This is a genomic window from Paenibacillus shunpengii (genome assembly GCF_042684905.1).
Classification (GTDB): Bacteria; Bacillota; Bacilli; order Paenibacillales; family Paenibacillaceae; genus Paenibacillus; species Paenibacillus shunpengii.
This window is the reverse complement of the sequence record NZ_JBHUMJ010000002.1, coordinates 1966175-1991709: the sequence shown is the minus strand read 5'-3', so window position 1 is coordinate 1991709 and position 25535 is coordinate 1966175. Positions and strand designations below refer to the sequence as shown.

24 protein-coding genes and 1 pseudogene are annotated in these 25535 nt (G+C 44.2%); 9 read left to right on the top strand and 16 right to left on the bottom strand.

The window, feature by feature from the left end:
* Positions 1-168: 168 nt before the first annotated feature.
* Positions 169-705, bottom strand: coding sequence for a GNAT family N-acetyltransferase (locus ACFSVM_RS09285; protein WP_379261645.1), 537 nt, complete (start codon positions 703-705; stop codon positions 169-171).
* Positions 706-711: 6 nt separating this feature from the next.
* On the bottom strand, positions 712-1314 hold the full coding sequence (locus tag ACFSVM_RS09280; protein ID WP_379261643.1) for a restriction endonuclease: 603 nt from the start codon (positions 1312-1314) through the stop codon (positions 712-714).
* Positions 1315-1584: 270 nt separating this feature from the next.
* Here ACFSVM_RS09280 and ACFSVM_RS09275 point away from each other — a divergent pair, with 270 nt between their 5' ends.
* Entirely contained in the window at positions 1585-2583 is a 999-nt protein-coding gene (locus ACFSVM_RS09275) for an aldo/keto reductase (protein ID WP_379261641.1), read from the top strand.
* Positions 2584-2622: 39 nt separating this feature from the next.
* On the opposite strand, the gene ACFSVM_RS09270 is transcribed toward ACFSVM_RS09275, so the two are convergent.
* From ACFSVM_RS09270 to psiE, 3 genes are all read right to left on the bottom strand, one after another.
* Complete coding sequence (locus tag ACFSVM_RS09270) at positions 2623-3306, bottom strand: DUF554 domain-containing protein (RefSeq protein ID WP_379261639.1); 684 nt, start codon at positions 3304-3306, stop codon at positions 2623-2625.
* Positions 3307-3375: 69 nt separating this feature from the next.
* Complete coding sequence (locus ACFSVM_RS09265) at positions 3376-4194, bottom strand: MerR family transcriptional regulator (RefSeq protein WP_076315193.1); 819 nt, start codon at positions 4192-4194, stop codon at positions 3376-3378.
* A gap of 121 nt (positions 4195-4315) precedes the next feature.
* Complete coding sequence (psiE, locus tag ACFSVM_RS09260) at positions 4316-4720, bottom strand: phosphate-starvation-inducible protein PsiE (protein ID WP_379261636.1); 405 nt, start codon at positions 4718-4720, stop codon at positions 4316-4318.
* A gap of 127 nt (positions 4721-4847) precedes the next feature.
* On the opposite strand from psiE, the gene ACFSVM_RS09255 reads away from it, so the two are divergent.
* Positions 4848-5039 carry a winged helix-turn-helix transcriptional regulator gene (locus tag ACFSVM_RS09255; RefSeq protein ID WP_379261634.1) on the top strand — a complete coding sequence of 64 codons (192 nt, stop codon included), beginning with the start codon at positions 4848-4850 and terminating at the stop codon, positions 5037-5039.
* Between the two features lie 18 nt (positions 5040-5057).
* Complete coding sequence (locus tag ACFSVM_RS09250) at positions 5058-5630, top strand: RBBP9/YdeN family alpha/beta hydrolase (RefSeq protein WP_379261632.1); 573 nt, start codon at positions 5058-5060, stop codon at positions 5628-5630.
* Between the two features lie 46 nt (positions 5631-5676).
* On the opposite strand, the pseudogene ACFSVM_RS09245 reads toward ACFSVM_RS09250, so the two are convergent.
* Positions 5677-6279: pseudogene (locus ACFSVM_RS09245) on the bottom strand (BCCT family transporter); the annotation flags it as partial.
* A 166-nt stretch (positions 6280-6445) separates the two neighbouring features.
* Here ACFSVM_RS09245 and ACFSVM_RS09240 point away from each other — a divergent pair.
* Positions 6446-7297: an AraC family ligand binding domain-containing protein gene (locus ACFSVM_RS09240; RefSeq protein WP_076315191.1), complete on the top strand. Its 852-nt coding sequence runs from the start codon at positions 6446-6448 to the stop codon at positions 7295-7297.
* 2 nt (positions 7298-7299) lie between these two features.
* A complete protein-coding gene (locus ACFSVM_RS09235) occupies positions 7300-8202 on the top strand; it encodes a DMT family transporter (protein ID WP_379262956.1) in 903 nt (300 codons plus the stop codon).
* A gap of 59 nt (positions 8203-8261) precedes the next feature.
* On the opposite strand, the gene ACFSVM_RS09230 is transcribed toward ACFSVM_RS09235, so the two are convergent.
* Positions 8262-10664: a family 43 glycosylhydrolase gene (locus ACFSVM_RS09230; RefSeq protein WP_379261629.1), complete on the bottom strand. Its 2403-nt coding sequence runs from the start codon at positions 10662-10664 to the stop codon at positions 8262-8264.
* Positions 10665-10856: 192 nt separating this feature from the next.
* Positions 10857-11753, bottom strand: coding sequence for a helix-turn-helix transcriptional regulator (locus ACFSVM_RS09225; RefSeq protein WP_076315188.1), 897 nt, complete (start codon positions 11751-11753; stop codon positions 10857-10859).
* Positions 11754-11896: 143 nt separating this feature from the next.
* On the opposite strand from ACFSVM_RS09225, the gene ACFSVM_RS09220 reads away from it, so the two are divergent.
* Positions 11897-14143: a beta-L-arabinofuranosidase domain-containing protein gene (locus tag ACFSVM_RS09220; protein WP_379261627.1), complete on the top strand. Its 2247-nt coding sequence runs from the start codon at positions 11897-11899 to the stop codon at positions 14141-14143.
* A gap of 142 nt (positions 14144-14285) precedes the next feature.
* Here the strand turns inward: ACFSVM_RS09220 and ACFSVM_RS09215 are convergent, their stop codons facing one another.
* Together ACFSVM_RS09215 and ACFSVM_RS09210 are read right to left on the bottom strand one after the other, a co-directional pair.
* Positions 14286-15515 carry a metallophosphoesterase gene (locus tag ACFSVM_RS09215; RefSeq protein WP_379261625.1) on the bottom strand — a complete coding sequence of 410 codons (1230 nt, stop codon included), beginning with the start codon at positions 15513-15515 and terminating at the stop codon, positions 14286-14288.
* A 130-nt stretch (positions 15516-15645) separates the two neighbouring features.
* Positions 15646-16329 (bottom strand): DNA alkylation repair protein, encoded by a 684-nt coding sequence (locus ACFSVM_RS09210; protein ID WP_379261624.1) that lies wholly within the window; start codon positions 16327-16329, stop codon positions 15646-15648.
* Between the two features lie 228 nt (positions 16330-16557).
* On the opposite strand from ACFSVM_RS09210, the gene ACFSVM_RS09205 reads away from it, so the two are divergent.
* Positions 16558-18780 (top strand): methyl-accepting chemotaxis protein, encoded by a 2223-nt coding sequence (locus ACFSVM_RS09205; protein WP_379261622.1) that lies wholly within the window; start codon positions 16558-16560, stop codon positions 18778-18780.
* 69 nt (positions 18781-18849) lie between these two features.
* On the opposite strand, the gene ACFSVM_RS09200 is transcribed toward ACFSVM_RS09205, so the two are convergent.
* Positions 18850-19383: a hypothetical protein gene (locus ACFSVM_RS09200; RefSeq protein ID WP_379262954.1), complete on the bottom strand. Its 534-nt coding sequence runs from the start codon at positions 19381-19383 to the stop codon at positions 18850-18852.
* Positions 19384-19477: 94 nt separating this feature from the next.
* Between ACFSVM_RS09200 and ACFSVM_RS09195 the strand changes: the two genes are divergently transcribed.
* Positions 19478-20071, top strand: coding sequence for a TetR/AcrR family transcriptional regulator (locus ACFSVM_RS09195; protein WP_379261620.1), 594 nt, complete (start codon positions 19478-19480; stop codon positions 20069-20071).
* 69 nt (positions 20072-20140) lie between these two features.
* Entirely contained in the window at positions 20141-20884 is a 744-nt protein-coding gene (locus ACFSVM_RS09190; protein ID WP_076315181.1) for a YqcI/YcgG family protein, read from the top strand.
* A 93-nt stretch (positions 20885-20977) separates the two neighbouring features.
* Here the strand turns inward: ACFSVM_RS09190 and ACFSVM_RS09185 are convergent, their stop codons facing one another.
* From ACFSVM_RS09185 to ACFSVM_RS09165, 5 genes are all read right to left on the bottom strand, one after another.
* Complete coding sequence (locus ACFSVM_RS09185; RefSeq protein WP_379261617.1) at positions 20978-21460, bottom strand: GyrI-like domain-containing protein; 483 nt, start codon at positions 21458-21460, stop codon at positions 20978-20980.
* Positions 21461-21567: 107 nt separating this feature from the next.
* A complete protein-coding gene (locus ACFSVM_RS09180) occupies positions 21568-21978 on the bottom strand; it encodes a VOC family protein (RefSeq protein ID WP_076315179.1) in 411 nt (136 codons plus the stop codon).
* A gap of 262 nt (positions 21979-22240) precedes the next feature.
* Positions 22241-23074 (bottom strand): carbohydrate ABC transporter permease, encoded by an 834-nt coding sequence (locus ACFSVM_RS09175; protein WP_090727073.1) that lies wholly within the window; start codon positions 23072-23074, stop codon positions 22241-22243.
* A 31-nt stretch (positions 23075-23105) separates the two neighbouring features.
* Positions 23106-24002: a carbohydrate ABC transporter permease gene (locus ACFSVM_RS09170; protein ID WP_047911968.1), complete on the bottom strand. Its 897-nt coding sequence runs from the start codon at positions 24000-24002 to the stop codon at positions 23106-23108.
* Between the two features lie 90 nt (positions 24003-24092).
* Positions 24093-25406: an ABC transporter substrate-binding protein gene (locus tag ACFSVM_RS09165; protein ID WP_076315177.1), complete on the bottom strand. Its 1314-nt coding sequence runs from the start codon at positions 25404-25406 to the stop codon at positions 24093-24095.
* Between the last annotated feature and the right edge of the window lie 129 nt (positions 25407-25535).

The following is a 25535-nucleotide window of genomic DNA, read 5'->3' as shown; positions in this document are numbered from 1 at the left end:
CTAGTCATTAATCAACACTCGGCCAAAGGGCAGACTGCCCCCTTGGCGGCTGGTACGCGTTTTACCCAGCCCGATGATTAATTACTTCGAACAATACGGAATGCCATCCTCTTCACCTCGTATGTATAGACTGTTCTTATTGTAAATGATGGGAAAATGGTTGTACAGTCATGCTCTGTACTCAGCAGCCAATATGCCGTAATACTCCAAGTCCTCATATTGTCCCCACTTCAATACATGCTGGTGGAAGGTTCCTTCATGCCTCATCCCAATCTTTCTCATGACTGTGGAAGAAGCAGGATTACGAACTAACGCTGCTGCCCAAACTCGATTTAATTGCAGATCGTGAAAAGCAAACTGGAGTACACATTGGGCCGCTTCCGTACAATATCCCTGTCCCCAAAACGGTTTGCCAATCCAGTAAGCAAGCTCAGCATGATTGTGACTACGGTTAACCTGCAACCCCACGACGCCCATAAACTCGGTTGTCAGTGCATTAAGAACGGCAAAGGAGTACCCATCTCCCTTAGATTGAATGGCTTGCCTCCGTTCGATAAAAGCTTCGGCTGCACCTGCAGGATAGGGATAAGGAATGGTTAATGTCGTACTTGCAATATCCTTTTCAGTCAGCAAGGCTTCCATTGCAGCAGCGTCGTGTCGGTCCAAGGACCGTAATACCAGCCTTTCCGTCGTTCTTTGTTCCATCTAGCTTCACCCTCTCAGCAAACGCTCTTTTTTATATTGCTTGTCTCTCAAGTAATCATCCCATGAATCCAGGAGCAATTCAGGCTCTGCTTCTATTAAGTCCATTGCAGCATCCTCATGCCGGCTGCGAAGATCATTCATGATGTCAATTAAATCCTCGCGGTCCAGCAGCCTTACACCATTATATCCTGCCAGCTTCAAGCAAGCATCCGTATAAATGCCAGATGTAATAACGATAGACTTCTGGGCCCTGTAAAATGGCATCGCACTATAGATCTCCTGTACAGCAGACAGCCCTACCGGATTACTGACTGCATATCGCTTGGCCTGAATAATTGCTCGATTCCCATTCCGATCGGTAAACACCAGATCCGCTCCAAAATCCCGGCTGCTCACCGTCTTGTAAGCATCTTCGTATCCCAAGGCGAGAAATAACCGATATAAATATTCTTCGAAATCCTTCCCATCTTCCATACGATCGATGTCTTTAATGGTGATCTTGTAAGGATTAAGTTCTCTTCGCCTGCGCCGTCTCGATATAAGGATAATAATTCTAGCGGCGATGACAATCATGATGGCTGCCACTATGGCATAAATTACGGCCAACATTTAATTCCTCCCTATTCTTTGAGTCCCGATATGTATGCTTGCTTGCGTATGAAGGAATCCTGTGTTCCGAAATCAAGAAAACAATAAGAACATGCATTCTCCTGCTAAACAAATTATAAATGGACTGCTTCGAAAGGTAAAGTATAACAACTACAGAGGCATCAACGCTTCACGTTATGTTGGAAACTGGCCGATTTTGACAAAATCGCATGTTAACGGATATCGTATAAGTTGAAATAGCTAAATCCAGGAATACAGGAGGCATGCAAAATGGAGTACACTTATCTCGGAAGAAGTGGTTTACAAGTATCCAGACTCTGTCTTGGTACAATGACATATGGTGCCTGGGATATGGATGAGAGCAGCTCTCTGTCTATCATTGACAAGGTGCTGGGTTCGGGGATTAATTTCATTGATACGGCAGATACATATGGTAAAGGAACGACAGAGGAGATTATTGGCAAGGCGCTTCATGGAAGACGGGATCAATTCATCGTTGCGACCAAGTTTAAAGTACGGACCGCTGAAGGCGTCAATGGTGAAGGAGCCAGTCGATATCGCATTATGCGGCAGGTAGAGGCAAGCTTGAAGCGACTGAATACGGATTACATCGATTTGTATCAGATCCACCGCCCGGATCCATACACTCCGCTTGACGAAACTCTTCGTGCGATGGATGATCTCGTTACTCAAGGCAAAGTACGTTACATTGGATGCTCTAATTTTGAAGCTTGGCGTATTGTCGAATCCCTGTGGGTTAGTGAGAAGATGAATTTGGAGCGCTTTGTCACCAACCAGCCATCCTACAACATTTTCAATCGTTATATTGAACAGGAGATCTTACCTGCCTCCGAGCGTCATGGATTATCAACATTAGCCTACTCCCCATTAGATGGGGGCTGGTTATCCGGTAAATATCGCAGCGGACAACCCCTTCCATCAAATTCTCGCGGTGAACGGATGGATACAGAAGCTCCAGTGAATCGTGATAAGCTGGCTAAAGTGGACAAACTCGCTGAAATTGCTGAGGCCAAAGGAATTACACTCGGTCAATTTGCTCTTGCCTGGCTGCTTCATCGGTCAAGTGTCATCCCCGTTATTGGAGTGAGAAATGAACAACAGCTACATAGCAATCTTAAGGCACTCGATGTCAAACTTACAGAAGAAGAAATAAGACGAGTTGATGAGATATCCCCTAGTCCATATGTCGACTTTTCCAAGGACGGGAGCTTCTGGTTTGACGAGCCCAGGGCTTATCGCTTCAAATAAGTTCGAGAAGCAGTCAGCCTGATCTATAATACAATTATATTACAGCCCGAGCATATTCTTAATGACGATAAAAATGACGGGGATGAACAACGCTGGGATCATATTCATCGTTTTGAAATGCTTGATACCCAGAATGCTGAGCCCGGAACTAAGAATAAGCACACCGCCTACGATCGAAATTTCGGTGAGCAGCTCGGGCGTAATATAACCAGCTACCGTTCCTGCGAGAACATAAATTAATCCTTGCCAGCAGAGCAGCACAACAGCTGACCAGGCAATTCCAAATCCAAAGGTGGATGCCAGCACCATGGACGTGATCCCATCCAGCATTGCATTGGACAGCAGGTAAGTATGATTACCGTTCAGTGCACTTTCAATAGGTCCCACAATGGATAATGTACCGATACAGAACAGCATGATCGCTGTCGTTAAACCTTCTGCCAGATTCCCTTTCGAGATGCGGGATACTGCGCTTTTGAAGCTGCTCTCAAGATTCAGCCTCTCTCCAATCAGACCACCTACCGCTAGACTGACGATGAACAGTACAGGATAATGACTGTCAGGCAAATATTTAACGATGGAGCTAATGCCAAGTGCGGTAACAGCCAGCCCCATCGCCTGCATCAAAATATCTTGGTAGCGCTCCCCGACTCCCTTCTTAAATATACTTCCCAGTGCACTTCCCACCAGGATCGTTGCTACATTTACAATCGTTCCTATCACTTGATTTCCTCTCCTATTTGGGTTTTTGTTAAACACAGAATAAACCCTCCAGTTACTGGAGGGTCAATGTTATTTTACAGGGATCTGTATTTCGGTTACAAACTTGGACGTATCCTGCGTAAGACCATAATCGATATACGTAATCTCCAATCCATCATCCATCATTTGATAGCCATTGTCTGCAATGTAATCCATTAGCTGTTCATAGTATGGGGCCGCATCCTCATGTGTACCCGCAAAACGAATCGTAATATTCATACTTTGTGGAAGAAGCTTCTGCTCATAATGATGTGACTTGATCTCTTCCTCAACAACGACAAAGATCGAGTCATACTCCTCAAAGCGTCTTGCAATTAGGCTCTCCAATGCAATGGATAGTCCTACTTTTCCCAGAAAAATCGTTGATTTCATCTTGGTCTGATTCTCCAGCATACGAATCGGCAATTCTAAATTATCACTCTTATGTATCTTATGCTTCAGGACTACAATCGCTCTTTCGGGCAGCTCAATCTCACGAATCTTATACAGTTCATTTACATTTGCTGCATCCTGTATTTGATGAATTCGACTTTCTATCTTTTGCTTAATTTGTGTGAACTCATTGATTTTATCTACCGTTCTTTGATGCTGTTCCTGGAGGAGCTGCAGGATGTGATCAATATCGCGATGGTCCAGAAACTGCTTGATTTGTTTGAGCGGAACGCCGAGTGCCTTCAGATAGAGGATGGTATTCAGCTGTTCAAATTGATCTATTGAGTAATAGCGGTATCCCGTAGAGGTGTCCACGGACGCCGGTCTAAATAAATCTATTTCGTCATAGTACCGAAGTGTACGAATATCGATCTGAAAGAGCTTTGAAATCTCCCCGATCAGGAACAGGTTGTCCATTTCTGACTCGATCCTCCTATTTTCTCTGTAAATGAATATATCATAGTTTGAAAATCGAGGGAAAACAATAGAACATGAACTTCAGATGTGAAAGGAACTAACTTATCCAGTGACTCACTGCTCAACTTTCTCTCTTTAGGAGCCTATGGTTAACAATTAACAATGCGCCTACCATGACCAAGATCGCGGCAGCCCACCAGAACGTATCTATTGCGCGATCATGCTCAATCAGAATTAATCGAATGACAGCGGTAATTCCAATGTAGATAAAGTATCTTAACGGAAAATGGAAGCCTGTGCTGAAATACTTGATAATTAACGCAATAAATTCGAAATAGAGAAAAAATACGAGCAAATCATCCGTGAATTCATAATAGGATTTGTCATTATCTGTGGGGAGAACAACATATGCAAATATATCCCAAGTTGCCTTGAACAGTGATATGCACAAGAGCAACCCTACCAGCAGCAGGCAAACATTTAGGATGTGCTGCAGCACCTGAGGAAATTTTTCGTTGTAATTCACGGACACCTCTCCCTTATCATAATTTAGTGGACAGATTCGGGAGATAGGTTATCCATTAAAAGATGGTTTAATTCAATTGGTACTCCTCTCTTTACTATTATTTTCGAGATGAGAATCCAACAAAATATTGCTATGGATACATTATGCAGTCCGTAGATATGGTGAGCTTAAACGAAACATTTCATATATCACACATAAGATATTAAGCACCCAACTGAAAGAGCTGGAAGATGATGTTACTAGACACTATCTGAAAAGTGCTTACTTGTCTGAAAGCATAATTTTTTTTACAATGTTACATGCAACCCAATGGAGTTGACAAAACAAGGAGGAAGCTATGATGAATAGAAAAAAAGTATATATTATACACGGATATGGTGCGTCACCAACAAATCATTGGTTTCCATGGTTGAGTGAAACACTGTCTGAAAAAGAAATTTCAGCCGACATTTTAAAAATGCCTACGCCACTTGCACCAAAAGTTAATGAATGGTTAGACTATCTATCTGAAAATGCAGTTATAAATAGTAATACATTTTTTGTAGCTCATAGCCTGGGCTGTATATCTCTGCTAAAATATTTACATCAGTCGGGTCTTAAAACACAAATCGGCGGGATTGTTTTGGTTTCTGGGTTTTTAAAATCGTTGCCAATTTTACCGGAGATTGATGAGTTTGTGCAAGAACAGCCAGATTATAACCAAATCATTCAAATTGCTAAAAAACGGGCAGTTATTGCTGCTAAAGACGATAATATAGTTCCATTTTCTTACAGCAAGGAATTGTCAGATAAGATACAGGCTGATTTTTATGCGGTTGAAAAAGGTGGGCATTTTTTAGACACGGAGGGTTTTATTACTTTACCAATTGTGCATGATATTTTATCTCGCATGATTGAAGATACAATTTAGAATAAGGTCTTCTATACAAGGCATTGCTCCTTGTATGAACAGCGGGGTATATTGCCTCTCCACTAACGTAGTCACCCAGTGCCAGCGTAAACGTCTCCAGAATAAATACCGTCGGACCAAGCGTAAATACAAATAGAAGGGGCTCCAGCGCTGTAGATACAAGTCCATCCTTCTCCTTACGAAATTGAAGGAATGCAATGACGAGACCAACGAGCGCAAATACAGACCATTGACTGATTCCCCAGTGAAAGAAGGAATAGCCCATGGCAACGCGTGCAGCTTCTTCCGACTGTGATGCCACGCCTCCGAATGGCGTATCAAAGAAATGGCTCATAGGTTCAGCTACGCCCCAGAATACGAGACCCACACCGAAACCGGCTGAGAACAGCATTCCGATCCATGTAAAAAAGGGATATTGCGGCTTTTCTTTCTCCCCGCCTAACCGTATAGCTCCATATTTACTAGCAGCCACCCAAATGAGGAAAACAATAATCACAAAGATGGACAGTAGATAGAACCAAGCAAAATTATAGGTTGTTAAATTGTACAGCATATTTGCTGTGTTACCGAATACGACGGGCATTAAGGCACCCAGAACAGCAAGAAGAGTAATAATGATAGCTGAAATGCTAAATACCTTGTCTCTCATTAATTTACGAATCAAAATCCCACCTCATACCTATTTAGTTATCAATACCTCTACAGTATTTCTGTTATTATCTTCAACTACAATGAGCAACATCTTACAAGAATCACAAGCTTGGTTATAATATAATGACATCAGCGAGACAGATTATAGAGAGTTGGTGCAGCGAGTGGCTCAAGAAAATAGGACGGTTTGTTATGATACAGATTTGGAAGTGGAAGCTTATCGATTTGAAGGAATTATGCAAAAATTCCCTAACCATTTTCATGATTATTATGTATTGGGGTTTATTGAACAGGGAAAGCGTTACTTGGCTTGTAAGAATGAAGAGTACATCATTAACACGGGTGATGTTATTATTTTCAACCCTTATGATCCCCATGCATGTGAACAAGTTGATGGCAGGACGCTTGATTACCGCTGTATAAATATACAGCCTAGCATCATGCAAAAATATGTATTTGACATTACGGGGAAGCAGGAAACACCCTATTTTAAGCAACCTGTTCTGAGAAATAGTGAAATCGCGGATACCTTACGCGATCTGCACACAATGATTTCCGAGGACCAATCTGATTTTAAAAAAGAGGAATTACTCTTATTACTTATAGAAAATCTCTTAAGAGATCATACCGAGGAGTTCATCCCTTCATATGAATCCTGTCTTCGCACAGAAATCAAAACGGTATGCAAATACATCGATCAAAATTTCGATCAAACGATTACCCTTCAAGATTTATGTAAGCTCACAGGTCTGAGTAAATATTATTTACTCCGTTCGTTTACCAAACAAAAAGGAATTTCTCCTTACAGCTATCTAGAGACACAACGCATCATTCATGCCAAAAAGCTTCTAGAGCAAGGAGTTCGTCCTATTGAGGTGGCTATTCGTACCGGCTTCAGTGACCAGAGCCACTTCACTAATCATTTTAAAAAGCTCATTGGACTTACGCCAAAACAATATATGAGGATCTTTACCGATCAAACATCACAAACCGTATATACGGAGGCTAAGGCATAATGATACAGCAGCAAGCCAGATCAACAGGACATATACTCGCCATGTTTACGATCTTTATATGGGGCACTACTTTTGTTTCTACCAAGCTTCTGCTGTCTGACTTCAATCCGATTGAGGTGTTATTTTTACGGTTCCTTATTGGTTATTTTATTTTGTTGCTGCTCTACCCTCGATCGGTTAAAACGAGCTCAATAAAGGAAGAACTATTGTTTGCAGGTGCTGGATTAAGTGGAGTAACCCTTTATTTTCTCTTGGAAAATATCGCTTTGACCCTAACTCTTGCAGCAAGTGTAGGCATCATCGTTTCCATTGCCCCCTTTTTCACAGCTTTATTTGCACATTTTTTTCTGGAAGGCGAAAAACTTAGCGTATCATTTATAGTAGGATTTATCATTGCTCTTATCGGTATCCTATTGATAGGATTCAATGGCAGTTTTGTGCTCAAACTAAATCCTCTCGGTGATTTCCTAGCCATCCTCGCGCCTATTTTTTGGGCAATCTATTCCGTGCTTATGAAAAAAATCAGCGAAAGAAACTATCATACTATCGGGTCTACACGAAAAGTGTTCTTCTATGGTTTAATCTTTATGCTGCCGACACTGCTTCTATTTGATATAGACCTAAGCTTTTCAAAGTTAACCGAACCAATGAGCCTGCTGCATTTACTTTATCTTGGTATTGGCGCATCCGCACTGTGCTTCGTGACTTGGAATCGCGCAGTGGGCATTCTAGGCGCAGTCAAGACAAGTATCTATATTTATTTCGTCCCCGTCATTACGGTCATTGCTTCGCATTTGGTATTGAGTGAGCCCCTTTCCTGGGCCATAGTGATTGGAGCAGTCCTCACTTTGGTCGGTTCATTTATTTCTGAACGCAGAACAAAGCCTCAATACAGTAATCATTAAAAAAGGATGGATCGCTTGAGGCCAGTGGGCTTCGAAAGATCCATCCTCTTCTATATAGTTCAAATAATTAGTTTGTATTTCTCAGCCAGTTCTTTAATTTCTTCATCTGTAAGTGCCTTATTGTATACGTTCACTTCATCGAGGCTGCCGTTTAAATACGGATCTGCTGCATAGCGGCTCTTGCCAAGATATGCATCGGTCGTGGCGAGCTCTTTCGGATTAAAAGTCATCTGATCGCTCTTCGTTACGACCTCGCCGTTCACATACAGCTTACCTGTGTTTCCTTCAAGAGTAACTGCTACGTGCGTCCATTCATTCACCGGAAGCTTCGCAGGTGCGAGAAGACTTTGATCCACTCCATTATGGATGGTAAACTGCATCACTCCCAGATGCTGAGAAGGTGTCAGGAACATATGCTTGCCGAGCCCATTGCCAAAATCAAAGACTCGCTGCCAATCTCCCCCGCCATTCCAGTATACCCACGCTGCGAAGGTAAAGTCTTCTGCATCTGTGACTAACTCAGGCACTTCCACATAACCGTCGGTACCATTAAATTTGATGGCTTGACCTATTTTGCCAGATCCTTGTGGTTCAGCTCCACCGATTAGTGTACCATTAAATCCGTTGCTGCTAAGGTCAGGCACAGATTGTCCCGATATTCCTTCAAAATCATATTCGACCAGCTTCGGGCCTTCGATTTCTGCAAGTACAGTGACGTTAAACGTTTTGGTGTCCCGCACTTTACCTTTTTGAATCGTTGCTGTAAGCTTCACTACTGCATTATCCTCGCCAGCGGCGGGTCTTGTGACGATTCCAGCCTTGGAGAGGACATCTTCATTCGAAGAAGTCCATGAAATCACACTGTCTCTGGTTCCAGTCACAGGCAAATTGATATTCTGATATACTGCCGCAGTATTGCCTAGATCGAGATCTTTTTTCACCGCGGCAACCACTTCCTTATCCTTCATTTCCTCCATTTGGCTGCCCCATATGGCGACTCCGGAATCAGATAATACGCTGAAGGTTACTACATTTTTCTGGGCCAATTCGTCCCATTCATTCGTGAATACCCCTGTATAGGTAACTCCATCTGCCTTAAGTGTTGCAGTCCCGTCTTTATCCAGGCTCCAAGACCCCTTCACATCGCCGCTGATCTTGCCGTTCTTCTCCAGCGTTACAATGACGGATGTTTTGAGCTCTGCTGAAATGTCTTTGCCGTGATTCACAATTTTATAGCTGCCTGCTACTTCGTTCTTCTTCACTTCCTCCTGCTGGATATCCGTATAGCGGTATGGCGCTACGACTGGCCATCCTTTGTCATTCATATACATTTCATGGACGCGAATCTCGTGCTCTTCCCCACGACCTGGAAAACGGGTATGGAAGAATAGCAGATGCTTGCCTGTCTCTTCATCATAGTATGCTGAATTGTGACCTGGAGAAATATAGCCAAGGCCTGTGCCTGCTCCCGGATCTCCAAGCGCTCTCGTGAATTGATAGTTCCCCATCAGCTTCACACCAAACGGTTCAATTGTCCGATCATCAAACAGAGGCAGCTCTGGATTTGCTTTGACCTGAATCATATCATTTCCTTCTGCATCCACATACGGACCGTCCGGATTCTTGGATCTCGCAACCCTGATGTTATATCCTCCTATCGCATCCAGCCCGCCAAAGGATACAAACATATAGTAGTAATCGCTTTCAGGACTGTACAAGATATACGGGCCTTCAATCCGGCTGTGGTTACCGCCCATCAGCTTCTTGCCGTAGCCTTGTCCTGGCAGCTGTTTACCGGTTTCGGGGTCCAATTCCATGATGAAAATACCACCTGAATAAGATCCGTATACCATCCATAGCTTCCCGTTCTCATCAAAAAACACATCCGGGTCTACGGCATTCGGATGAATGGATGCGTCGTAAATGGTTCCATCTTCGCTCGGTTCGCCCCACATGCCGGATTTCAGCAGGATCCCTTGATCAACATAAGGTCCTTCAATATGATCCGAAACCGCTACACCAAGTGCAGATCTTGGAGAATCCCCTTTACAAGCATTGTAGTACATATAATAACGTCCATCTTCGAGCTGAATAACATCGGCTGCCCACAGAGTATTGGTCTGTGCCCATTCAAGTGTTTCCTTAAGTTCTTCTGTCACATTCGGAATCAGTTTGTTGCCATCGGCAACACCCGCTGCGACCATATCCCAGTTCATCAGATCATCTGTCTTCGCAGCAGCAAGATGAGAACCGAACACATAATAGGTATCGTCCACTTTGATAACAGAAGGGTCATGCACCGAGCCCTCCTGAAACACGGGAACTTTATTGGCAGGCTTCCCCTTCTTTGCCGTATCCACTTCTGGACTCGCATACCCCGAAGTTCCAATAACGCTGCATAATACCGTGAGCGTAGTCGTTAACACGGCGGCTTTTTTGCTAGCTTTGAGTAAATTACGCAAAACATCCCTCTCCTTTGCCTCAAAAAAAGTAAGAAACTAGAGTCATTGTAAAACGCTTACACAAAGAACCGATCGACGTAGGATAAGACTGAATATGAGGTATGTACATCGGCAAATAGTTTACATATATATAAATATATTTAACTATTTGTTAAATAATAGCACCATTTGTATGCGTATTCAATGGCTAAATTACACATTGTTCATAAAAGTCTGGTGGTACGCATTTCTGAATTGGGTCGGTGTCATATTTACAGTTCGCTTAAACAATCTCATAAAATACTTCTCATCTGGATAGCCCGATTCCTCGGCTACTTCCTTTATGGACAGGCTTGTCCGAGTCAGCAGCCCCTTCGCCTTCTCCATCCGTATTTGATGAATATAGGCGAGCGGACCCATTCCGGTATATTGCTTAAACATTCGAGACACCGAATCCTGATGATAATTGAATTTAAGAGCAATCGCATTTACAGTCAGCGGCTCGGCCGCGTGCAGCTTCGTCCACTCCATCATTTTGACAAAATGTGATTTGCCTTCGGTCACCCGCGAGGTCTGCACTGCAAGCCGCTGCAGGGTAAGCTCGGATATTTCGATGAGGAGCGAGGTCATCAAGTAATGTACACTTTGCTTCGTATAGTAGCTTGAATTGGCTACATGAAGGATTTGGTTGACAATAATATGGATCCGGTCACCGTAAGGAGCTGAAGCATACTGCGGAAGATATAAATCAGACACGGTCCAAGCCAGCACGGGCTCTGAATGGATCGACAGGCTCTCTTCTTCCATTTCAGATAAACTTAGAATCTGTGGCGGCTTCGGACAATCAAAATGGAACCAATAGAACTTCACACCAGGTTTAGATACTCGGTATCCCCGGTGCCGATGTCCGGGATGCAGCAGTAAGATGTCTCCCCGGCTGATCTCGTACTGTGTATCGTCTTCCTCAATATATACCGTCTCCTCCACCCCGATAATGAGCTCGTAAACACCCATAATCCGGTCCAAATGAATCCACTCCGTTTCAGAAATAAATTCCCCAGCCGCCAAGAAATGCACAGGCTGATCCCCATTGATCTTCAAATAATTCATAAGTGTCCCCCCATGTAGGTCTGTCGGAAATGTCCACCTTATGTAACCTTAATCTACCGACAAATCAAGAGATGAATGGTAATTTAATGATAAAAATATACACTTGCTTCTCATTGCTGGCAAGACATAAGGAGAGAATGACATTGAAAGCTGCTGGATTTGACTTGCACCACGTCAGAGTGGATGCGGGTCCTCTTAAACATGCGATGGAACTAAATACAGCCTACCTGCTGAAGCTGGATGCCGATCGTTTACTATCTCGTTTTCGTGAGTACGCAGGACTAACACCAAAGGCTGCTCACTATGAAGGATGGGAATCCCGGGGCATCAGCGGTCATACCTTGGGACATTATTTGTCCGGATGTGCGCTGATGTATGCCGCAACGGGAAATGAAGAGCTTAAACAGCGTGCTGATTACGTCACTCAGGAGCTAAAAGTATGCCAGGATAGTCACGGCAACGGCTATGTATCCGGTATCCCGCGAGGGAGAGAGTTGTTCGAGGAAATTAAAGCCGGGGATATCCGATCCCAAGGGTTTGATCTGAACGGCGGCTGGGTTCCGCTCTATACGATGCATAAGCTATTTGCCGGACTGCGTGATGCTTATACCCTTACGGGTAATCGGCTGGCACTGGAAGTCGAGATTCGGCTTGGGGAATGGCTTGATGATGTCTGTGCCGGACTTACCGAAGAGCAGATGCAGCAAGTGCTGCACTGTGAATTTGGCGGAATGAACGAAGTGCTTACCGATCTCGCTGAACATTCCGGTGATAACAAGTTCTTTAAGCTGGCTGAACGCTTTTATCATGGAGAAGTACTGAACGATATTTCTGAGGAAAAAGACACGCTCGCCGGGCGTCATGCCAACACTCAGATACCAAAAATTATCGGGGCAGCGAGACAGTTCGAGGCTTCAGGAGAACCGAAGTATGCGGATATTACCCGCTTTTTCTGGGATCGCGTTGTTCATCACCATTCCTATGTTATCGGGGGGAACAGCTACAATGAACACTTTGGCGAACCGGATCAGCTGAATGACCGGCTTGGGGAAGGCACATGTGAAACCTGCAACACTTACAACATGCTGAAATTGACCAGACATATGTTCAAGTGGGATGCCCTTGCGCATTATGCAGATTATTACGAGCGAGCCATGTTTAATCATATTCTTGCTTCTCAGAACCCGACGGATGGCAGCGTCTGCTATTTTGTATCCCTGGAAATGGGTGGACAAAAATCGTTCAACTCTCAATTCGAGGATTTTACCTGCTGTGTAGGATCAAGTATGGAGAGCCACTCTTTATACGGGAGCGCCATTTATTTTCATCAAGATCGAAATTTGTTCGTGAATCAATATGTCCCGTCTACGGTTCAATGGAAAGAGCTAGGCGTCACCCTACAGCAGGAGACCCGCTTCCCTCAAGAAGCGACAGGCCGCTTAACGGTCCATACGGATAACGAGGTTCAGTTTACACTCCAAATCCGCTGTCCTTACTGGGCTGAGAAAGGCATGAGCATCAAAGTTAATGGTGAAGCCTTACCAGTTAACACTCCCCCTTCTACTTACATTTCGCTCACTAGGGAATGGCAGGATGGGGATGTTGTAGAATATGACATTCCAATGACTGTCAGAGTGGAAGCCATGCCGGACAATCCTAAACGTGTTGCCTTCATGTACGGTCCGCAAGTGCTGGCTGCAGATTATGAATATGCAATGAGTGTCAAGGAACGTGAGCTGCCAGCGGTACTGATCGGTACGCCTGAAGATATCGCAGCCCGCATCACGCCGGCCGGGGAACAACTCTATCATCTGACTGACCGTGGCTCTGATGTTTATTTCAGACCGTTCTACTCACTCTACGATCATCGTTATACCGTCTATTTTGACGTGTTCACACCGGAAGAATGGACGCAGACCGAGGCAGAATATCGGAAAAGCGCAGCCTATCAAGCGAGGCTGGAGGAGATCACGATCGACTTTATGCAGCCTGCTGAAATGCAGCCGGAACGGGATCATGAGTTTGAAGGCGAGCACGTAAATCTAGGCAGAATCTACAATCGAAAATACAGAGATACATGGCCGTCTGGCTGGTTCTCTTTTGAGATGAAGGTCCGTCCGGACGCTCCGGTTAGCCTTGCAGTCACCTATCTAAAAACATCTGATCCAAAGATTCGCTTCCACATGGAAGCGGACGGAATACGGCTTGGCCAGGGCTTGCTTGAATCTGAGGAGCTCAACCAGCTGGAAACGTTCATATATGATCTGCCTGAGACGATAACAGCGGGTAAGGATAAGATTCGCATCCGATTTGGGGCAGCTGGCGGATACAAGGTGGCACCGGTAGCCGGCGTCCGCACCGTGAAGAGAGAATCGCACTTACCATTATAGAATTGGTGAGCATAACCATTGGACACACAGCATAAGTGTCAATCAAAGATTTAGCATATTCCGGGAATTGATTAATTAAACACAAGTATAATTGGCTCGCCTCCTACTCCATGTTTGAGTAAGAGGCGAGCCTATATCTCTCTCAATGTAGAATTGTAAATTGATCCAGCAGTTGACCGTCCACGTCATAGGCTTGATACGTCAGCATTTTCCCCGAGATCGAAATCCCGGCATAGATTTGCTTATTATTCTGAAAATGCAGCTTATGATAGAACTGATCCTCTTTCAGCTTGTTGAATTTGGGTCCGCTGGCATTGACTACGACATAGATGGCACCTTCGTGATCTCGCACCGTATCGCTTCCATCCCCGGTGACCCTTCCATTCTTCACAGGATGTGAACGTGAGTACACATGATTGTGACCCTGGAGCACCAGATCCACCTTATATTTGTCGATAATGCGAGACCAATCCACCAGCTTTTTCGTAATCGTGCCGCCATAGATGGGTCGATGCATCACCACGATCTTCCATTCACAATGAGTTCCTGACAGATCGGCTTCGAGCCATTTCGTTTGCTGCTTAATACACATCTCCGTATTCAGTACTGCAATATGTAAGCAGCCGTAGTCAAAGGAATAATTCGTCTGTGTTCCCTTCAGCGCTTCAGCTCCATTCTCAGGAAGATGGAAATAGGAAGCATAACGGGCTGCTCCGATGTCTTTAATATCATTATTACCAACGACCGGAACAATGGGCGTCTTTCCAATCCAGAACATGCTGGCATTAAAAAAATGGCTCCATGCGCTCTTCTTCGCTGCTGTTTCAACCAAATCTCCGGCGTGCACAACGAAGTCAGGATTTGCAAATCGGGCAAATGCCTGCTTCATCGTATTCTCCCATAGACGAAATTCATTCACTTTATCCGCCTGGGAATCCGTCACATAAATGAATGATACCTCTGATATCTCTTCTGCTGCCGTCGTAAAAGTATGGGGTTCGCTCCAATCTTCCTCATTGCTGTCTCTTACCCGATAGCTATACATTGTGCTCGGCTTGAGACCTGCTGTCACCACTCGATGAACAGCAATCTCCTGACCCTCTAGTCTGATCACGGAATGGTCAGCTTCATATCCTGCAACAGAGCTGTGTTCAAAGTCTCTCTCACTCCCCTTTGTGATTTGCAGCTGAGCACGGCTATTCGGATTCCGACTGTGCCAGGTAAACGCCCTGCTTGTAGACGGATTATCATGAACTGTCGTTACAATCTGCACCGAAGTCTTACGCGCTCTCGATTGTAAAATCGACGAAAGGATGTTGTAACCACAGATTGCAGCCATAGCTATTAGAATGATCCACATTATCGTATTCATGCTAAGCACCTACTTTTCGGCATCCACCTGCTCCCTCCAAGGAGCAGACCACCACCAGTCTGTTAAACATTTACCCGGTTCGTCTTAGCTCTCAAACGCATTGAAAATATCATTAACAAGTCTTCTTCTATCATTTTCTTCTCATAGTGCGAATCAGCTCTTTCTGCTCCGCACTAACTTGATAAGATTCCGTTATTTTTTGCAGAGCCTTGTTATAAGTGAACTTATCTAGTGAGCTCTCTAACAGATATTTCGTGCTTTGCTCCGGCATTTTGATATAACAGATTGATATTGCCCAAGCAACAGCCATCTGAACATAATATTCCTCGCTGTGTATAGTGCCGAGCTTCTGCAGCACCTCCTCAATGTATTCTTCATCAACAAAGTAAGTGAGAAACATCACGACACCAAAACGCACATGATAGGTATCCTCAGATGACAAATAAGGGGTAACGAACTCCCATACACGCGCTTTGTTCTTCTTCGTTATCTTCAGACCGCTGCAAAAGCTGTCACAGATAGACCAATTCGTGATCTTGGGTATAAAAGCTGCTACATATTCCAGCAATTCGTCAATATCAGTCTTGACGTAGCCAAGGACCATCGCCTGAAGCATCACCTCTTCAAAATACTCGTCATCAGCCTGGTTCAGATATGTACGCCAATCCCCCTTGGCAATCGTCTTGGCCAGCTTATGCAGCTCAGGATGCCTGACCCCGAGCAGGTTCGTGATATTGGGTATAAGCCTTGCTGTAAACTGCTGATATTTCTGATCGGATAAGGCAAGCAGTTGTTCCTTTAATTGATTATTCATATATTCCTAAACTCCTCTTCATTTCACGTATTTCTGCTAAAGTCACTCACTCTATAATTATAGCACATACGTTCGTGTTTTACCGATTAAATATACTCGACTTAACATTTTATAGTTCATAAGAACCAGGTATAAAGTTTTAAAAATTTTGGAATTACCGCCTATTTATTATAGGTATATGGTATTATATTCATTAAAAATTCAAAGAGAAAAAGTGGAGGTGGATCTATGTTTGGTTGGATAGGATTCAAAAAAGGGTTGCCGTTATGGCGCTCATACCAATTAAACAAAAATCTTAAGAAAGATGTAGAGGAAATCTTTGAAGGAATCGCAGAGACAAGAATGAACATTCTGATATCTTGGACGGAGGATTATTGGCGCCATCTAGAGCAACTGCTCATGCAATTGAAATCTGTGGCAGGCGTGTCTTCTCTCTTCGACAACGATCAGATGAGCCATTGGAGCCAATTGTTTGCTCAGACCTGCAGCCGGGCAACGGATATAACTGAGCTTTTTCTGCTAGACAGCGATCATCAGGTGATTTACTCCACTTACGAACCGCATATTGCTGCGAAATATTCGGAAGCACATGTTTTATGGGGAGGAATCTCATACGTATCCTCTTCTGATCATCAAGGCAGAAAATGTCTATTCGGACCTTATCGAGATCCGCTTACTCTACGAATTGGACCTCGCTCTTCCTCTTTCCATGATCAAATGACTCTATTGTTCATTGAACCGATATGGCAGAATGATCATTACATGGGCGCTCTCTGCGCAAGAATCCCCAATGACGTGATTGGTGATTTGATTCAAAGAGAATCAGGACATATCTATCCGGATTCGGGTGATAATTATATTTTTATGGCGAGACCTGAGCTTAATACGCATATCCTACCTGGAACAGCTCTTTCTCGAAGCAGGTTTGAAGATCATACCTTTACCCATGGTGAAAATCTGAAAGAGGGCATAACCACCGAGTGGGGAACGGTTACCGTCAAGGAGCATACGGAACTTGAGTTAATGTTCACCGATCCGTCTACGAAGGAACTTCACCCCGGTGTCGCAAATACCATTCATCATGGCAGTAACTTATTTGTGGAATTTCCAGGCTACTCAGACTATCGCCATATCCCCGTCATAGGCAAAGGGGTTACCTTTCGACTCCCCCATTGCCCCGATACTTGGGGGATGATGTGCGAAGGCGATCTGGAGGAAGTCTATCGGATTCGGAGTATAGGATTCAATCAATTGAAGCAACAAGGATGGTTAGCAGTCATGGGCTCGATTATTACCGGCGCCATTACGTATTTTATAGCAACCTATTCTTCGATTTGGATGGGAGCTCTTCTTGCCGGAGTCATTCAGCTATTCTCCATCCTCACGATCTTCACAATCGTACATAAAAAAGAAACTACGAAAGTTGTCGCAAGACTAAGAGATATTACCCGATTCATACGAATAAATGCAGAAGGTAAAGGGGATTTAACTCAGCGTCTGAAACCAAATGAGTTTGGAAACGATGAAACCCGTGAACTAGCCAAATGGATAAACAATATGATTGATTCCCTTGAAAGCATCATGCTAAGAGTAAAAACAGCGGCGGCAGATGTATTATCCAGCCAGCATACGTTAAATGAATCAACAAGGATAACAGCAGGCTCCACCCAGCGAGTGAATCAAAATGTTCAAAACATGATTCAGCACACACTTGACCAGCTTCGCGACATTGATGTGGCTAAGGAAGTGACAGGTCAAATGCGCACTCAGCTTCAAAAGATTGAACTGGACGCATCCAAGGAAATCGCCATCGCGAAGTCTGAGGTCGAACGGATCGGGGATAAAATGCATCAAATTCACGATAAAGTGGAGGACACCCACCAATCAATCCGAACATTTATGCATACCACCGAGCAAATCCGAAGTGTAGTAAGAGCGATTGAGGAAATTTCGGAACAGACGCAGCTGCTTGCCTTAAATGCTTCCATTGAAGCAGCCAGAGTCGGAGAGCATGGTCGAGGCTTTGCCGTAGTGGCTTCTGAGATCCGTAAACTTTCCGAGATGACCAATGAGTCAACTGCAGAAGTGCATCAGATCATTAAAGACATACGTGATGATGCAGTACAAGCCTACAAATTCATGGATGAAGGAAGCCAAGTTGTTCATGAAGGGAATGAGCTAGTATCCGCCGCCATAGAGCTATTATCAGCAGCTTCTATTGAAAACGCCCGCAAGACTCAAGTGGTAGACGAAGTTGTGATGCTGATGGAGAAAATCGCTGGCACCAGTATTGAAAATCGAGCGATATCGTCAGAGGTTGAATCCAAAGTTATGGAATTAATTCACGAAATTAAAAATGTACGACACACCTCTCAAAGTGTAGAAAGCACCACCCTTCTGCTCGATCAAATGGTCAGCCAATTTAAACTATCTGAATCACGTGCCCGTTAAAATGGGGGCATCAAAAAGGAACCGACCGGACTTCGGTAACGGTTCCTTCTTTGAATGATTCTCCAAGACCTACACGCTTATTTTTTTCTCATGCCTTGGCCACAAGGTATAGCTGAAGCTAATAATAAAATCAATGACGAGTATGATCGACCAGATTCGTATTGTCTGGACAAGGGCTTCCGTCTGGCTTGCATCCCCTACTATCAGTACCATCCCGTATAATAATGCACATCCAATCGCCCACGAAAGCGCATGAAAAAGCCAACCGGATCTTTCGTGACGAGCATGTTCTTTTCCGAATTTTTTACGCGGCTTAGGTCCTCCCGCAAACCTGAAGGAAAACCAAGTGTCTGCTGTGGAGATCATTCGATGCCCATATCCAATGGATACACCGATATAGACAGCGGCCATTGCATGCGCCAAGGTTGCTTCAGCTCCTCCTCGAAGACTCACAATTGTGGCTGCAAGCAGCACAAGGTCTACAAGCGGTGTTAGTAGAAGCAGTAGATTGCTCAGCTTGGTTTGCTTCCACAGATAACGGCATGCCAATCCAGAAAACACCAGAACCCAGAATAAGATTTCACAAGCAATGATAAGACCCACCAGCAAGAAAAACCGCTCCTTTTTTAATACAATTGTATTTTTAAATCATTATAGCACAATTGTATTAAATAACGTGTTGGTTTATTATAAAAACATGCCAAAAATCGTAAATCACCAAAAACGAAAAGAAGAAATTGCAAAAGCGGCTTGGAAAGTTATCCGTCAAGATGGCATCAGAGGTGTATCGGTCCGCCGAATTGCGGATGAACTGGGTATTTCTCTTGGGTCCTTAAGACATTATTTTGATTCACAGGAGGAATTATTGTCCTTCGCTATGCAGCTCATATCTATAAGGGTTAATCAGCGCATCCAAAAAATCCAGTTTACTGGAAACCCACGGAAAGATGTTGAGCTCATTATCCGTGAAATTACACCAATGGATGAGGACCAGGTATTAGAGTCCGAGGTGTGGCTTGTTTTTGCCGGTGAAGCCGTGTCCAATGAAAGTATGCGAATGATATTAAGAAATGTTCATCAGGAATTGTATGTTGGTTTTCAACGAATGATTGAGCTGCTCGAAACTAACAACTTGACGAAAGAAGGGAAAATCGTAGAAGTTGAAGCCAAACGGCTTCACGCACTTGTGGACGGGCTTGTCGTGCACCACACGACATTTCCTGAATTGTTAACAAGAGATGAGATCACAGCCATCATTACAGCTCATCTCAGCAGCATACTAAGAGCGTAATGTATAGACAAATACACACATTAGGGCCTCCTTTAATACAGTAATAGCAACATAAGGAGGCCGAGATCAATGCTGATGTTTGATAAAGTAAATTTAGAGCATGCATCACCAGGTGGCTGGATGGAAGAAGCTTATCGTTTTTTCTCTGCGAAAATGTCGGATACCGACCACAAATTCCCCTGCATCCCTGCAACCATTGGATATAAATTGAATCATTTCCGCTATGTATTTCTTAGTGATCCCAGAACACCACAAGCTTCGGAGCAATTGGCAAAGAGCCTTGCTGCTTATGGAGAGCAGTCAAAAGAAATCGGCAGCTATACTTCTCTCATTGCTATTTTCGAAACCCCGGTGGACCTCGTTGAGCAATACCAGGTAGAAGATTATCAGCGTCTGTTCTGGGATGTGCTCAGTAAAACGAGCGCGCGGGATGAACAGCCTTGGCCGGAGCATATTCCGCAAGACCCGGATCATAACGTGTGGGAATATTGCTATGGTGATGAGCAATATTTTATGTATTGTGCAACTCCCGCTCATCAGCGAAGGCAAAGCCGGCACTTCCCTTACTTTATCTTCGCCATTACCCCTCGCTGGGTACTTACCGAATTTAACAAGAACATATCGGCCGCTGCTCAAATTAAGAAGAAGATCAGGGAAAGAATTACCGAATATGATGAAACCGGTGTTCACCCAGATTTGAACTTCTATGGCAGTGAGGACAATTTTGAATGGAAGCAATATTTTCTGAGCGACGATGAACAGCCAGCTACGGGTAAATGTCCGTTTGCCCATCTCCATATGAAGAAGATTTAAGTATAAAAAGGAGCAGCAGCGCTCCTAATTATAATGGTCAATCTAAATCGTACCTCCACTTAGTAGAGAGATTAATTACTAGCGCTGCTGCGATTACTCAACCGGAATCCAAATTTCTGAATAACAATCCAGGCTGTACGGATCTTGATCTGTATAATACTCGAACTGTATTGAGCCTGACTGTACATAACCGCTGGAAGGAAGCCATTCCCCATAAATCTGTGTCCAGACCTTTTGCATCGCATCTGGCATGGGACCACGCACCTCAAATACCGCCCATTTTGCAGCTGGAATGCTTAGTCTTGAGAATTGATCAGGTGCTTCCCCTACATAATCTACACCAATCCAGTAAGTCATGCTTTCTTCTCTCTGTTGTTCATCGTGTGCTACACAGACACCGAGTACTCCCTTGATTTTTCCGTTATTCAATTCGATTAGATGGTCGTTTACTCCGTTCTCATGCACTTCATCCCACAGCCTCGGAATCAACCTCATATTTTCTCCATTACATAATGAAAAATCCCGATGGACACCAACCACGTCAAATGTATCTTTGTCAACTATTCTGTAATTCATATATCGTCTCCTTTCTCGAACTTCCTCTAAAGATCATGAATAGTAAAATGCCCTCTCGAGTACAACGCTGAAAAGCGGTTCTGAGAGGGCAGTACAAGTTCAAATGATTATTCCACTGCAGCCGTATCCATCCACATGATTTCCCACAAATGTCCATCCAAGTCTTCAAAGCTTCTTCCATACATAAAGCCATGATCCTGAGGTTCACTATATGATCTTCCACCCGCAGCTAACGCTTTGTCAGCAATTTCGTCAACCTGCTCCCGGCTGTCTGCAGACAAGCATACAATCACTTGCGCTGCTGATTTAGCATCTGCTATCGGTTTATCAATAAAATCCTTAAAACGTGCCTCGGACAGCAGCATTGCATAGATGTTGTCACCAATAATCATGCTCGTTGCATTCTCGTCAGTAAACTGCTCGTTAAATGCAAAACCGATGGCCGAGAAAAAATCGATAGAAGCTTTGAGATTCTTGACAGGCAAATTTACATATATTTGTTTACTTTGAAGAGCCATAAGTCACCTCATCTATTAGGATGAACAGATTATACCAATATTTTACTATATTGGACATCCTTTTTTTGAGTAATACGGCTGCTCGATTCATCGATTTTTTTGATACAAACAGGACTTTCCCAATTACGACATCTTGGACTTTAATGAACAGATCTCGAAAATCTCTCAGCAAGAAGTTGAGCAATCGTTGATTTACCACTGCTAATTTTTATAAAGAGTGATGGGATCTTACCCAAGGGAGTAGAAGATTATAATAAATTTTCTATCCTTTGATTCCCGAAAGTGTTACTCCTTCAATGATGTATCTTTGCCCAATTACATAGACGATCAGAACCGGAATTAGGGCAATAGATGCACCTGCCATCATTAGCGTCCAGTCCGTTGAATACATTCCTCGATATAAATTCAACATCATCGGTACGGTAAACTTCTCTGGACTGTTTAGAAAGATAAGAGGATTAAAGAAGTTGTTCCACATGCCGAGAAAAGTAAAAATACCTAAGGCAGACAATGCCGGTTTAATCAGCGGCAGCATAATTTTAGCATAGATGGTCAGCCTCCCTGCGCCATCCACTATCGCTGCCTCCTCCATGTCCTTTGGTATTCCGCGAAAGAACTGTCTCAGTAGAAAAACGCCAAACGCATTCAACAGCGCAGATGGGATGATGATGGCGAGATGGGAATCCAGCCAGCCGATATTTTTAAACATCAAATACAGTGGAATAATGGTCACCTGTCCGGGAACCATCATCGTTGCGAGAAACATGACGAACAGAGGCTCCCGCAGCGGAAATTTGATTTTTGCAAAGGCATATGCTGCCATAGAACAAGTAATAAGCTGGCATAGGACAACAATGACGTTAATGTAAAGACTATTGAGATAAGCTCTGCCAAAGGGCAGCGCAGTGAGAGAATCCCTGAAGTTGGTCCATACAAACGGATCAGGAATCCATTTCGGCGGAACGACAAACACTTGGGACAAGTCCTTCAAGGAGCTGAGCAGCATCCAGACAAAAGGCAAAGCCATGATACATGCGCCGATGATTAACACAAAATGAAGCAGCAGCGTACTGATCCTGAAGCCTTTAAGCGGCATCCATGGTTCCTCCTCTCATAAGATGGGCCTTCTAATCCTCATAATGCACCCAACGCTTGGACATTTTCATTTGGAACAATGTAAGGGTAAGGATGACGATGAATAGAATGACGGCCGCTGCCGTGCTTTTTCCAAAAGTAAAATCAACAAATGCCATTTCATAAATATGATAAACCATCGTATAACTGGCTTTTGCTGGTCCGCCCGATGTCATGACAAAGGACTGGTCAAAGACCTGAAATGAGCCGATAACGGACATAATGGTTACGAAAAAGGTGGTTGGCGACAACAGTGGTATCGTAATGTACTTGAGCTGCTGCCATTTACTTGCTCCGTCGATCTGCGCGGCTTCATAGTATGTGGGCGAAATTCCTTGAAGACCCGCCAGAAAGAGGACCATATTTCCTCCAAGCCCCATCCAGATACTTAGCAAAGCGATAGAAGGCATAACAAATCTGCTATCAGTCAGCCACTGCGGTCCCTGTATGCCGAACCACTCCTGTAAGTACAGATTGATCAGGCCAAAATCCGCATTGAACAGCCACATAAAAACAACAGCAACCGCAACGGACATCGTAATATTAGGCATAAAGTAAATCAGTCTATAAAAGACCTTGCCCTTCACCTTGTTCAGTCCAACCGCAACAAGCATTGCGAGAACAATCCCTGTCGGTACTGATAGAATCGTATAGTAGATCGTGTTGACGACAGCGATCCGAAATTCTTCATCCTTCAGCTGGGAAGCAAAATTGGCAAATCCGACAAACTCTTTCGTTCCCATGCCGTCCCAGTTCATCATACTGATGGCAAAGGCAGAAACTAACGGAATCAGGGCAAAACAGATTAAACCCAATAATTGCGGGAAGATAAAGAAATATCCCCATAAGCCGTCTTTCCTTCTGTTGGTCCATGTTGTTCCCGAGGACATTTCACCCTTCGGAGATGAAGAGGGTAACGAAGGTCTCGGCAGCTGCATGTTCACTATACAGGCACCTCCTTAGCTGGGTCATGATCAAGATCACTTGCTCTTATATTCGTCGATCTTCTGGTTCGCCATCGTCTGAATATCCATGAGAGAAGATTCCAGCGGCTGATCTTTCAGCCATAGCGCCTCGAACTTGGAGGCGATGTCCTGAGTTAATCCTGGAATACCCGCTTCAGCAGGAGTAAGTGCATAACCCACCTCACGAGCATCTAAGAACAGCTGTGCATGCTCAGGAAGGTTACCCTCAAGTACAACTTCATCAACCCCTTCAACGGATGGAACGGCATTACCACCGCCTTGCAGGCGGAATTTTTGACCATCGCTGTTGAGATATTCGGAGAAGAACTGAAAGGCTGCCTCTTTGTTCTTCGAGGCTTTATTAAGCACGAGATAGGCAGTGGCTATCCCTGCCGGCTCGATTTTGTTGCCGGTGTTTGTCGGCCATGTCACGACATCATATTCAAGGCTGGCATTTTTCTTAAACAATGGCAGGTACCAGCGCCCAGCACCGACAAAGCCAACTTGGTTGGACATGAACATCGCATCTCCGCCTTGTCCTTTGGGAAGGGTGCCTGAGAAAGTAATATTCTTTACTCTTACGTTATCGTATAGAAACTGAAATGCTTCCTTGGAGCGCTCATCCGTTGCTCCGATAAATTGACCATTCCCATCATAAATCTGGCCTCCGTTCGAAGTAACCCAGCTATGATAAGTGTTCCAGCTGTTATCCAATACGTATCCGTATTTATTGCTCTCACGAATCTTGGTCGTCATCTCCTCAAATTTGTCCCATGTCCATTCTCCGCGCCCCTGCAAATCTGCAGGCAGTTCCGTTATTCCCGCCTCCTCAAGCACCTTTTTGTTATACCAGAGCACCATCGGATTGCAGTCTACGGGAACACCATAGGTTTGTCCGTCCCGCTGAGCTGCACCCCATAACCCTGGAAAGTAGTCCTCCTCTTTAATCAGGCTGCCTTCCGCCTCCATAAGCGGTGTAAGATTCTCAATACTGTTGTTCTCAATCAATTTAACGATAAGTCCATCTCCGGCATAAAAGATATCCGGGGCTGTTCCTCCTGTAAGCTGTGTCAGAATTTTTTGGTCGTACTCACCGGGGATCGGAATAAATTCCGCCTCAATGTCAGCATGCGTGCTGTTAAATTCTTTCGTCAGCTCCTGATACCGGCTGAGTTCTCCCGGGTTGCCCCAGCTTGCCCATTTGATCTTTACCTTTTCCCCCGACTCTCCGTCCGATCCTTCGCTTCCTGCTCCGCTGCATGCTTGAAGAATTGTGGAGAACAGCAGCGCGAGTACAATCATCGCCCCTCTAACCTGTTTTCTTGTCATCATTTTTCCCTCCCATAAATTTTAGGTGCTGAATGTAGATGACTTCACTACGAAGTATATTTTGTAAGCGCTTTTATTATAAATCGGGTTAAACTATCCATTGAACGGGATATGTTCCGAAAGAGTGTG